Origin of the sequence: Pseudomonas sp. NPDC086581 (assembly GCF_044746165.1) — a bacterium.
Taxonomy (GTDB): Bacteria; Pseudomonadota; Gammaproteobacteria; order Pseudomonadales; family Pseudomonadaceae; genus Pseudomonas.
The window spans coordinates 97,442-109,121 of record NZ_JBIVBR010000002.1 but is presented as its reverse complement, the minus strand read 5'-3'; the positions used below and the strand labels follow the sequence as shown (position 1 = coordinate 109,121).

Genomic DNA, 11,680 nt, shown 5'->3' with positions numbered 1-11,680 from the left:
CAGCGCGCTGTCCGCGCGTGTGAAACTGCCGTGGCGCCCATGCCGGTTCGCCGCGGCAGCGACGGATCATTCATTGAGCGCCGAGGACATCCCTCGCGCCCGCGAGCACAGGTAGAGCTGGCTCACTTCCAGGCTGAGCAAGGCCAGGTCGTAGGTCTTGCCGTCGTGGTCCTTGACGTGGTTGCGCAGCACCGACTCAGGCCGGAAGCCGAGGTCCTCGAACACCGCGATGGCCGCGCTCTGGTCCACGGTCATTTGCACCGTGAGCTTCTCCAGGTCCAGGGCGAGAGCCTGGGCGAAGCTTTCTTCGGTGAGCACCCGGCCCAGCCCGCAGCCGCGCCAGGACGGCTTGACCAGGATGCGCAGGTCGCCGACGTGGGGTGACCAGGACAGCGCATCGGTGACGACCGCCGAGCAGCCGACGATTTCGCCTTCGGCGACGGCCACCAGGCTGGTGATGCGCTCGCCCAGGGCCGCCAGCCAGGCGGCGATCACCCGTGGGTGGCTGATATTACGGCGGACGAAGAGCAGGTCGTGGACGGGCAGACGGCCGATGAACTCGCTCAGCGCGGGGCCGTCGGCGGCGGTCATCAGCCGCAGCTCCACGCTCGAGCCATCGAGCGTGAGGCTGTGCGGGTATTTGCGCGGATGTGGTTTCTTCATACGGAGCGTCTCCCTAACCATTGATCGAGTGCCGGCCACAGCCGTTTCACCGCCGAGGGGCCGGCCACCAGGCTGACGTGGCCGCCGGGCAGGACCAGTTCTTCCTTGTCCGTCGAACTGACTTTCTCCAGCAGGGGACGGGCACAGGCGGGGGGCACCAAGGTGTCGTACTGAGCTATGACGTGCAGCAGCGGCACGCTGATCCGGCCGAGATCGACCGGGCGCCCGCCGATGCGCAGGCTGCCGCTGTGCAGGCCGTTCTTCCACACCAGCTCCTTGACGATCTGCCGGTAGTAATCGCCGGCCAGCGGCAGGGTGTCGTCGCCCCAGCCGTTCATGATGCGGTAGCCCTTGACGTACTCGGCGTTCCACAGGTTGTCCCATAGGCGCAACTGGCCGGCCAGGCGCCCGGCCGGGCGGAGCATGTCGAAGGCGTTTTGGATCATTCGCGGCGGAATGATGCCCAGACGGTCCACCAGGCGGTCGACGTCGAAGTAGTCGGGGTTGGCGACGATCCGTTGCCAGGCCACCTGCGACCAATCGATGGGGGTGGTGAAGCACAGCAGATTCTTCACCGGGCCATCGGGGTGCAGGGCGGTGTAGATGCTGGCGAGAACGCCCGCCATGCAGTAGCCGAGCAGCGAGACGTCTTCGCTGCCGGAATGCTCCTGGACCCGGCGCAGGCAGTCGGGGATGAAGTCGAGCACGTAGTTCTCGATCTTCAGGTGGCGCTCTGCCTGGGTCGGCGGGCTCCAGTCCATCACATAGATGTCATAGCCGCGATGCAGGAGGAACTCGATGAGGCTCTGGCCCTTGGCCAGGTCGAAGATGTAGGCCTTGTTGGTGGTGGCCATGACCAGCAGCAGCGGCACCCGGTACACCTCGTCCGCGGTGGCGTGGTAGTGGTACAGGTTCAGGGTGCCGCGACGATGCAGCAGGGTCTTCGGGGTCATGCCCACCGCCGGCCTGGGCGAGCTGAGATAGTCGAGGGCGTTCAGCCGGCGCTGCAGCATCCGCTTGGCTTCGCTGCGCAAGCGTCCTGGCAGGCCACGATCCAACGGCATGCTTACTGCTCCTGTTTTGGCTGGCGCCGCGCGGGCCGGGGGGCGGTCTTGCGTGGTGCGGCTTTGGCGCGCGCGCGGGCTTCGGCCAGCGCCTGCTCCGGTTCGATGCTCAGTGGCCGGCGGGTTCGCGGCGGCCGCGGCGCGAGCGCGGGCTTGGTGCCGTCGCCGAGAAGCAGATCGAGCTTGTCCTCGACCCGTTGTACCGCCGTGGCCAGTTCACTCACCTCGCTGCGACTCGGCAGATCCAGGCGCTCCAGCACGCAGGCGAGGGATTTTTCCAGGGTGAACTGCACGCCCAGGGAGACCTGGGTATAGCGCGAGAGGACCTGGGAGAATTCTTTCGAGTCCATGTTCCGCGCCGCGAATTCATTGATGCCATTTTCCAGCCGGGTAATGGCGTCACGGCACAGTTGCAGCGGATCGGGAAACAGCGAGAAGGCCATGGCTGACTCCAGGATTCAGGGGTGAGCGGGATAGGTCTGGATGGCGATGCGTTGTTCAAGATGCCCGTCCAGTTGCCGACGCATCAGGTTGACCGGGGCGAGGCAAGGCGTGAGCATCCAGTGGGTGAAGCCGGCGAGCGTCGGCGACACCTGGCGCAGCAGGGTGTCGCGCCAGCCATCGGTGGCGCTCCACACCGTCAGCGCGGTACGGGCGACTTCGCCAGCCGCGCTGCCTTGGGCGCTTGCATCGGCGATCTCGACGGTGTAGTCACTGGCAGCTTCACCCGCAAAGGCCTGGGCCAGTGCCGCGCCGATGCGCTGCAGGGCATCCTGGCCGGCGCCGACGACAGCGTCGAAATTGAGAAAGCCGTGGAACTGCCCGGCATAGTGCAGCAACTGCACCGGCACCTTGGCGGCGCGCAGGCGGCAGGTGTAGTCGAGGCCGTCGTCGCGGATCGGATCGAAGCCCGCGCTCACCACTAGAGCCGCTGGCAGCCCCGCCAACTGCGGGTTGCGCCGGGGCGACAGCCATGGATCGCTGGGGTCGAGCCCTTCGATGGCACTGGCGGCGACCGTTTGAATCTGGCTGAGCAGGCTGTCGGTGATCAGATAGCCGTCGGCGTTTTCCGCCAGCGAGGGGAATGCCAGCACCAGTTCGGTGGCGGGGTAGGCGAGCACTTGCAGGCTGAGCTTCGGCCCCTTGCGGCGCACGCATTCCTGGGCGACCGCGGCGGAGATATTGCCGCCGGCGGAGTCGCCACCGATGGCCAGGCGGCGGGTATCGATACCCAACTCCGCGCCATGTTCGGCGACCCATTCCAGGGCGGCGAGGAAGTCCGCGCGCCCGGCCTTGAGATCGTGCTCGGGCGCTAGACGATAACGCACCGCGATGGTGATGCAGCCGGCGGCGACGGCGATGTTGCGACAGATGCTGTCCGCCGTGTCCAGGTCGCCCACCACGAAACCGCCGCCATAGCACCAGAGGAAGGCCGGCAGCGCCTGCTCGCTACGTTGTGGGGTAAAGACACGAAGGGCGAGGGGGCCGCCCGGCCCGTCGATTTCCAGGTGCGTGACCGAGGCCACCGGAAGGCGGCGGCCGAGCGCCTGCGCGGTGAGGCGCCAGACCTTGCGAATCTCCGACAGCGAATAGTGTTCGATGGGGCGCACGCGGGTGGCCAGGTTGAGCATGCGCAGAAACACCCGCGCATCGCGGTCCGGCACGGCGGCCCGGCAGACCTGCGGCAGGCCCTCGCCGGAGGGGCGCAGGGCTATCAGCCCGGGGGGCGTGGGGAGCAACGGGGCTAGCTGAGGGACCGGTTGTTTCAAGGGGGCGTCCTCCGACGATCCATGTGCGCAGCGAATAAGTCCTGCGGGCACGATACGGTCGCCTCCAGGTCGTCACACCACCCGAATCAGGCGGTGGAGTGGGGCGCCAGTGGCCAGTCCGGCGTCCAGCCTTATGGTCCGCACTGGCGTGACGAAAAAGCCCCGCCGAGGCGGGGCTTGTGTTGCAACGCCAGGAGCGGTTACAGCGCCACCACCGCATCGCCGAGGATCTTCACCTCGCCATACTGGTTGGCCGTCTGGATCTCCAGCTTGATCCGCCGCTCGCCTTCGGCCTCGAACTTCTCCACCACTTTGCCGGAGCAGGTGATGACATGGCCGAGGTGGGTGATGCCGGTGAAGCGCACGGCGAAGTCGCGGATCTGCCGCTGGTCCACCCACTGGGTCAGCAGGCGGCCCAGATAGGCCATGGACAGCATGCCGTGGGCGAACACGTCCGGCATGCCGGCCTTGCGCGCCACGTCGATGTCGATGTGCACCGCGTTGTGGTCGTTGGAGGCGCCGGCGAACAGCGCCAGGGTCGTGCGGTTGATCGGCGCCAGGGTCAGCGGTGGCAGCAGCTCGCCGACCTGGATCGATTCGAAGTTGAGTTGGCTCATCAGTAGTCTCCGCTTCAGCCGTTGCGCTGCACGAGGATGCTGCGCAGGTCCGCCACGTGCTCGCCGCGCTGGTTGGTCACGCGGGCCTCGCGCACGACAAACTCCAGGGCGCCGCCCTTCTTGTCGTAGATGTCGGCGATCCGCACGTCGAAGGTCAGGGTGTCGCCGGCATAGGCCATGCGGTGGTATTTGAACGACTCCTCGCCGTGGAGGATGCGCGTCGGCACGATGCCCAGCTCGTCGCGCCAGGCGTTCGACGGGATGAGGAACTCCAGCGAAAAGAGGAAGGTCGGCGGCAGCGGTACGCCGGGGTGGCCGGCGTCGCGAGCGGCCTGCTCGTCGGTGTAGATCGGGTTGGTTTCGCCGATGGCCTTGGCGAAGAAGCGCAGTTGGCCCAGCTCCGCCTTGGCGGAGAAAGTCGGCAACTGCTTGCCGATGTGTTTCTTGTCGATCATCAGGGCTGTCTCCGCCGATCAGTTTTTCTGGTAGATCGTGACCACGCCCGCACCACCCAGACCGAGGTTGTGCTGCAGGGCGATGCGCGCGCCTTCGACCTGGCGATCGCCGGCGCTGCCACGCAGTTGATGGGTCAGCTCGAAGCACTGCGCCAGGCCGGTGGCGCCCAGCGGGTGACCCTTGGACAGCAGGCCGCCGGAGGGGTTGGTCACCCACTTGCCGCCGTAGGTGTTGTCGCCATCGAGGACGAACTGTTCGCCGCCGCCTTCGGGGCACAGGCCCAGGCCTTCATAGGTCAGCAGCTCGTTCTGCGCGAAGCAGTCGTGGAGTTCCACCACCTGGACGTCCTCCGGGCCAACGCCGGCTTGTTCGTAGGCCTGGGAGGCAGCCAGGCGGGTCATGTCGAAGCCGACCACGCGGATCATGTCGCGGGCCTCGTAGGTGCTCGGCAGGTCGGTGGCCAGGGACTGGCCGGCGATCATCACGTCGGTGCGCAGGCCGTGCTTTTTCGCAAAGCGCTCGGAGACCACGATGGCGGCGGCGCCGCCACAGGTCGGCGGGCAGGCCATCAGGCGCGTCAGCACGCCTTCCCAGAGCATCGGCGCGGCCATCACGTCCTCGGTGCTGACCACGTTGCGGAATACCGCCAGCGGGTTGCGCGCGGCGTGGCGGCTGGCCTTGGCGCGGATCGCGGCGAAGGTCTCCAGCTTGGTGCCGTACTTCTGCATGTGCGCGTAGCCGGCACCGGCGAACTGGCGGATGGCGGTGGGCAGGTCGGGTTGGCCGATCAGCTCGTTGGTCAATTGCAGCGCGCGTTCGGTGGCCGGGGCGCGGTCGCTCCAGGCGGACTTCAGCGCACCGGGGTTCATCTGCTCGAAGCCGAACGCCAGGGCGCAGTCGACCATGCCGCTCTGCACCGCCTGGCGCGCCAGGAACAGGGCGGAGGAGCCGGTGGCGCAGTTGTTGTTGACGTTGATCAGCGGGATGCCGGTCATGCCGACGCGGTACATCGCCTTCTGCCCGCAGGTGGAATCGCCGTAGACGTAGCCGGCATAGGCCTGCTGGATCGCGGCGAAGTCCAGGCCGGCATCGGCCAGAGCCAGACGGATGGCCTGCTCGCCCATGACGTCGTAGCTGTCGCTGGTACCGGGTTTCTTGAACTGGATCATGCCGACGCCGGCGACGAACACTTTGTTGCTCATGTCAGGTTTCCTGTGCTGGGAGGGGTCAGAGCTTGCGCGCGATCAGTTCGCGCATGACTTCGCTGGTACCGCCGTAGATGCGGTTGACGCGCATGTCGACGAAGGCGCGGGCGATGGGGTACTCGAGCATGTAGCCGTAGCCGCCGTGCAACTGGACCATGTCGTCGAGGCACTTCCACAGCGTCTCGGTGGTGAACAGCTTGGCGATCGCCGCTTCCTCCAGGGTCAGGCGGCGGCGCAGGTGCTCGGCCAGGTAGTGGTCGACCATCAGCCGCGCGGCGACGGCCTGGGCCTTGATGTCGGCGAGCTTGAACTTGGTGTTCTGGAAGTCCCACACGGTCTGGTTGAAGGCCTTGCGGCTCTTCACGTACTCCAGGGTCTGCTCCAGGCAGACCTCCAGTCGCGCGGCGGCGGACACGGCGATGGTGAAGCGTTCCTGGGGCAGCTCGCCCATCAGGTAGGCGAAGCCCTGGCCTTCCTCGCCCAGGCGGTTGCCCACCGGCACGCGGACGTTGTCGAAGAACAGCTCGGCGGTGTCAGCGGCCGGCTGACCGACCTTGGCCAGCTTGCGCCCGCGCTGGAAGCCGGCGCGCGTCGCCTCCACGGCAATCAGGCTGATGCCTTTGGCGCCGGCCTCCGGGTCGGTCTTGCAGACCACGATCACCAGGTCGGCGGTCAGGCCGTTGCTGATGAAGGTCTTGCTGCCGTTGATCACGTACTCGTCGCCGTCGCGTATGGCGGTGGTGCGTACTGCCTTGAGGTCGCTGCCGGTGCCCGGTTCGGTCATGGCGATGGCGAGGATGATCTCGCCGCTGCAGGCGCCCGGCAGCCAGCGCTGTTTCTGTTCCTCGTTGCCGCAACGGGCGATATAAGGCGCGATGACATCCGAGTGCATGGAGAAGTAGGCGCCACTCACCCCGGTACGGGCGAACTCCTCGTTGAACACCACGCTGTGGCCGAAATCGCCGCCACCACCGCCGTATTCCACCGGCAGGGTGATCCCCAGCAAGCCCTCGCGCCCGGCCTTCAGCCAGGTTTCGCGGTCGACCTGGCCGGCGGCGTCCCAGGCGGCCTGGCGCGGCACGCATTCGCGCTCGAAGAAGCGGCGCGCGGTGGTACGGAACATCTCATGGTCTTCACGGAAGACGTTACGTTGGATATGCACGGATGACTCCTGGTCCGGTGCCTGGGGCGCTAGGCCACGGCACGACTGGTTCTTGTTGGTCCAGGCTCTACGGTAGGGGCGTGCCAGCAAGGGGCCGCCACCCGCGCTGGGTGGCGGGTTGGCCGGCGGCTTGCAGCCGCTGTGGCGCGCAACCCGCGGCGGGTGGTCAGGGCTGGGCGGTGGTTGTTCTACTGACGGCGCCGTGGCTAAGGCGTGCGGGGACGCATCGGGGCGAGGTGATGGTGATGGCGCGCAAAGCGCGGCCGTACTCGACGAGGAATGGGTATGTGCTCATTGCCGCGAGGCGAGTGCCGGCCACCCATACCCGAACCCCGTCGAGCTCCGCGACTCACTGCCATTGAGCGCTGCCGGCAAGGTTCTCCAGCGCGCACCGCGCGAGCCATTCAGGGCTGACCGACCCCAGCCTATCGGCTGACTCGCGCTGGCTCCCCGGCGTGCCGGGGAGTGCTCAGACCGCGGACTCCATGTCGCGCAGGCGGGCCACCGCCTCGTCGCGGCTGCTGACGCCGAGCTTGCTGTAGATATGCCGCAAGTGCCATTTGACCGTTTCGTGGGACAGCCCCAGGGCGCGGGCGATTTTCTTGTTCGGCAACGCTTGCGCGAGCAGGCGCAGGACTTCCATCTCGCGCTCGCTCAGTGGCTCGGTCGCTGTGGCTGCCGGCCGGCGCGCGGCGACCGGCTTGCCGCTCTGCGGCTGGGCGGCCTGTTGCTGGATGGTCTGCAGGCGCTCGACATAGAAACGCAGCACCGGGTCGAGCGTCGACCCCTGGGCCACCTGGTCGATCAGCTCCACCGCCCGCGGATGGGTATCCAGCAGACTGCGCACCTGGCCGTAGCGGTGGCCGGCGCGCAGGGCGGCGAGCACCTTTTCCCGCGCGGCTTCTTGCAGGCCGCGCTGCTCATCGAGAATGGCGCCGAGCATCTTCAGGCGCGTGACGTCGAGCTGGCGACCACCGGAGTCGCAGAATTCGACGAGCTGGTTCAGCCGCCGCGCCGCCTCCAGCAGATCGCCCTCGGCGAGTTGCCAGCGGATTCGCGCGCTCTGCGCCAGCACGTGGATTTCCCGGGAGGCACCGGGGCCGCTGCCGACATGGCGTGCGGCGATGTCTTCCAAACGCGCCAGCTTGGTTTCCGCGGCGACCAGTTCGCCCAGTTGCAGGTGCCAGAGGATCTGCCCTTGCAGACTGTGTGCTTGCAGCCGGTCGAGCCCCAGGCGTTGGGCGTACTCGTCCAGGCGCTCGAGGTAGGCGAAGGCTTCGCGGTGGTTGCCGGCCAGCCACTGGCATTTGCCCAGCACTTCCAGCACGCGCAGCACAGAGTCGGGAATCGACATGCGTTCGAAGGCGTCGATGCGATCGGCCAGCAACTGGTAGGCGGCCTCCGCCTCGTTGCTTTCGTACAACGCTTCGCCGAGCAGCGCGGTGGACAGGAACAGCGCGTCGATACAGGGCCGGCCGCCGCGTTCGGCTTCGTAGATCACCTCGCGGTAGATGCGCTCGGCCTGGATCATCTGGCCCTCCATGGCCAGGCTCAGGCCGATCAGGCTACGGCCCAGGAGAGTGCCCGAGGCGGTGCCGCGCAACGGCGAGCCATCCACCAGCATGGTCGGTCGGTCGATCTGCAGGCGCCGCGCGCGCTCGAACTCGCCACGGTGCATGTACAGCCAGGAGAGGATATTGATGCCACCGCCGACGGTGAAACCGTCCGCTTCCTCGGGCGGCGACAGCAGCTCCGGCAGGTAGGCCATGGCCTGGTCGGTATCGTCGTGCTGAACCGCCACCGCCGCCCGCAGGACGGTGATGCGAAAGCGTGTGGCGAGGTCGCTTTTGGGTACGTCGCGTTCCAGTTCCTCCAGGGTCTTGGCGCTCGCCGGCAGGTCGCGCGAGTACAACTGCATGCGGGCCAGTACCAGGCGCAGGCTGATACGCGGTTGCAGGTACTCCAGAGGCAACTGCCTGGCCAGGTCGATCAGGAAGCGAATCTCGCCGCGTGCCGACAGCTCGTCGACACGCTGCTCCACCAGGTCCGCAGCGGCGGCCGCCTGGCCGCCAACCACGGCGTGGCGGATCGCCTCGTGCAACTGGTCGTGGTCGCGCAGCCAGTTCCAGGCGCGGCTGTGCACGGCGAGCCGATCCGCTTCGGCGCGAGCGGCGAACAGTTGCAGGAGAAGTTCCCGCAGCAAGGGGTGCAGACGGTACCAGTCTTCCTGTTCGCCACTGTCGATGGCGATCAGGAACAGGTTGTCGTTCTCCAGGCGCTTGAGCAGTTCGCGCGCCTCGCCGGTGGCCTCCGGGCGGCCGACCAGCGTGGCACACAAGGGCGCACAGAAGCGGCTGCAGACGGCGGTGTGCAGCAGCAGTTCGAGGTCGGTGGGCGACAGGTGCGAAAGGACTTCTGTCTCGAAGAAGCGGGCGAACGCCTGGTTGTCGCTCAGGTGTTCCTGCGGCAGCAGCGCCGGGCGGCCCGGGCCCGCCAGGCGCTGGCGGCTCTTCTTGTGGCTGGCCGCGACCAATTGCAGGCCGGCGATCCAGCCATCGGTCATCTCATAGATGCTCTGGATCTCTTGCGTGCTGACTTCGCCCAGCTGCGCCTTGAGGAAGATCTCCGCTTCGGCCGGGGTGAAGCGCAGGTCGCGCAGGTCCAGTTCGAGCACCAGCCCATGGCTGCGCAGGCGCGCCAGGGAGAGCGGAATGGCGCTGCGCGAGACCAATACCAGGTGCAGGTTGCTCGGCGCATAGTCGATCAGCCACTGCAAGGTCTGGTGGATGTCCGGGTCGGTCAGCGCATGCAGGTCGTCGAGCATCAGCACCAGCTCGCGCGAGTGCGCGGCGATGCCCTGGACCAGAGTGATGACGGTGTTCTCGGCGGCGTCGCGATCGTTGCCATAGCCTTCCAGCAGCGCGGCATCGCGGACCATCGCCGGTTCCACCTGGGCCAGGCTCGCCAGCAGGTAGTCGAGGAAGCGCATTGGCTGGTTGTCGTCGCTGGTCAGGGTCAGCCAGGCGACGTCGAAGCCCAACGGCAGTAGCAGTTGGCGCCAGGCGACCAGCGCGGTGGTCTTGCCGCAGCCGGCGGGCCCCTTGAGGACAATGCAGCGCTTGCGCCGGGCTTCCTGCAGTTGGGCATGCAGGCGTTCGCGGGCGACGATGCGACCGCTGTTGCGTGGGGGAGTCAGCTTGCTGCTGTCGACGGAATCGAAACTCGGATTCGCATTGAGGACGGCAGGCGACTGATTTGTTGTTGTAGGTCGGGTATCCATGGGTGATCCAGGGCAGGTGGTACCGAACGGCATTCAGTCTAGTTCGACAGCATGAAGCAAACTGGCGAGGTTTCACCAGAGGCTGGTCGTCGGCGGGCTCGCGCGCCGCCCGCGAGCCCGCGCAATTGCTGCGTTGCACCGTTCGTGGCCACCCGACGCGGGGGGTCGTGGCCCGGTGGGGGTTGCTCTACTTTTCCGCCAAAGCGTGCCACTCCCGGCCGGCTGCGGCGTGGGTGAGGGCGATCCGAACAATCGAACCGACCGCGCGGTCGGGCCAGGGGGCTGTAGATGGGTGTTCTCAAAGGGATTCGCGTACTGGAGTTCGAAGCGATCGGGCCGGCGCCATTCGGCGCCATGCTGCTCGCCGACATGGGCGCCGATGTCCTGCGTATCGATCGGCCGGTGGCCGCCAGCGACCTGGGGCCGAAGCTGGACGGTCCGCGCCTGGACCTGATCGGGCGCAATCGCCGCTCGCTGACCCTGGACCTGAAAACGCCCGAAGGCGTGGCGTGCGCGCTGGAGCTGATCGAAAAGGCCGATGTGCTGGTCGAAGGCTTCCGCCCAGGGATCATGGAGCGCCTGGGTCTCGGCCCGGAGGTGGCGCTGGCACGCAACCCGAAGCTGGTCTATGGGCGCATGACCGGCTGGGGGCAGACCGGCCCGCTGGCGCAGAACGCCGGCCATGACCTCAACTACATCGCCCTGTCCGGCGTGCTCTCGGCCATCGGCCCGGCCGGCGGGCGCCCAGTGCCGCCGCTGAACCTGGTGGGCGACTATGGCGGTGGCGGCATGCTGCTGGCCATGGGTGTGCTGGCCGCGCTGCTGAATGTGCAACGCGGCGGCCAGGGCCAGGTGGTCGATGCCGCCATGACCGAAGGCGCGGCGCAATTGGGAGCGATCTTCTGGGGCCTGGTGGCCAGCGGCAACTGGCGCGAACAGCGCGGCAGCAACCTGCTCGACGGTGGCGCGCCCTGGTACGACACCTACCGCACCCTGGACGGCCACTACATGGCCATCGGCCCGGTGGAATCGCGCTTCTATGCCGAGTTGCTGGAGAAGCTCGGCCTGGCCGACGCCGCGCTGCCCGGGCAACACGACCGCGATGGCTGGCCGAAGCTGCGCGATGCCTTTACCCGCGCCTTCCTCGGCCGCACCCGCGACGAGTGGAGCAAGCTCTTCGAGGGCAGCGATGCCTGCGTGTCGCCGGTGCTGGGCTTCAGCGAGGCCGCCGAGCATCCGCACAACCGCGCGCGCGGCAGCTTCGTCGAGGTCAACGGCATCGTCCAGCCCGGCCCGGCGCCGCGCTTCCAGGGCACCCCTTCGGCCCAGCCGAGGCCGGCCCCGCGCCGTGGCCAGCATGGCGGCGCGGCGTTGCGCGACTGGGGTTTCGATGAGCAGCAGATCGGTGCGTTGCGCAGCCGTGGGCTGTCGTTCATCGACGAAAACTGAGTCGCTCAGCGACTC

10 protein-coding genes are annotated in these 11,680 nt (G+C 67.5%); 1 reads left to right on the top strand and 9 read right to left on the bottom strand.

Features of this window, described 5'->3' with window-relative positions; all coding sequences use genetic code 11:
• Window positions 1-66: 66 nt before the first annotated feature.
• The 9 genes from ACIPK7_RS04680 to ACIPK7_RS04640 all read right to left on the bottom strand — a co-directional run bounded on the left by ACIPK7_RS04680 (window position 67) and on the right by ACIPK7_RS04640 (window position 10,216).
• A complete protein-coding gene (locus ACIPK7_RS04680; protein ID WP_401085821.1) occupies window positions 67-663 on the bottom strand; it encodes a GNAT family N-acetyltransferase in 597 nt (198 codons plus the stop codon).
• On the bottom strand, window positions 660-1,727 hold the full coding sequence (locus ACIPK7_RS04675; RefSeq protein ID WP_225614712.1) for an alpha/beta fold hydrolase: 1,068 nt from the start codon (window positions 1,725-1,727) through the stop codon (window positions 660-662). Before ACIPK7_RS04675 ends, ACIPK7_RS04680 begins: the two co-directional genes overlap by 4 nt.
• Window positions 1,728-1,729: 2 nt before the next feature.
• The gene (locus tag ACIPK7_RS04670; protein ID WP_401085819.1) at window positions 1,730-2,170 is read right to left on the bottom strand and encodes a hypothetical protein; all 441 of its coding nucleotides are present in this window, start codon (window positions 2,168-2,170) and stop codon (window positions 1,730-1,732) included.
• Window positions 2,171-2,185: 15 nt separating this feature from the next.
• A complete protein-coding gene (locus ACIPK7_RS04665) occupies window positions 2,186-3,496 on the bottom strand; it encodes an alpha/beta hydrolase (RefSeq protein WP_401085817.1) in 1,311 nt (436 codons plus the stop codon).
• A 200-nt stretch (window positions 3,497-3,696) separates the two neighbouring features.
• A complete protein-coding gene (locus ACIPK7_RS04660; RefSeq protein WP_401085814.1) occupies window positions 3,697-4,113 on the bottom strand; it encodes a MaoC family dehydratase in 417 nt (138 codons plus the stop codon).
• A gap of 14 nt (window positions 4,114-4,127) precedes the next feature.
• Entirely contained in the window at window positions 4,128-4,568 is a 441-nt protein-coding gene (locus ACIPK7_RS04655; protein ID WP_192431376.1) for a MaoC family dehydratase N-terminal domain-containing protein, read from the bottom strand.
• Between the two features lie 18 nt (window positions 4,569-4,586).
• Entirely contained in the window at window positions 4,587-5,771 is a 1,185-nt protein-coding gene (locus ACIPK7_RS04650; protein ID WP_401085811.1) for a lipid-transfer protein, read from the bottom strand.
• Window positions 5,772-5,796: 25 nt separating this feature from the next.
• A complete protein-coding gene (locus ACIPK7_RS04645) occupies window positions 5,797-6,897 on the bottom strand; it encodes an acyl-CoA dehydrogenase family protein (RefSeq protein WP_225614747.1) in 1,101 nt (366 codons plus the stop codon).
• 508 nt (window positions 6,898-7,405) lie between these two features.
• Complete coding sequence (locus ACIPK7_RS04640; RefSeq protein ID WP_401085809.1) at window positions 7,406-10,216, bottom strand: LuxR C-terminal-related transcriptional regulator; 2,811 nt, start codon at window positions 10,214-10,216, stop codon at window positions 7,406-7,408.
• A 288-nt stretch (window positions 10,217-10,504) separates the two neighbouring features.
• On the opposite strand from ACIPK7_RS04640, the gene ACIPK7_RS04635 reads away from it, so the two are divergent.
• Complete coding sequence (locus ACIPK7_RS04635) at window positions 10,505-11,665, top strand: CaiB/BaiF CoA transferase family protein (protein WP_401085806.1); 1,161 nt, start codon at window positions 10,505-10,507, stop codon at window positions 11,663-11,665.
• Window positions 11,666-11,680 lie beyond the last annotated feature (15 nt).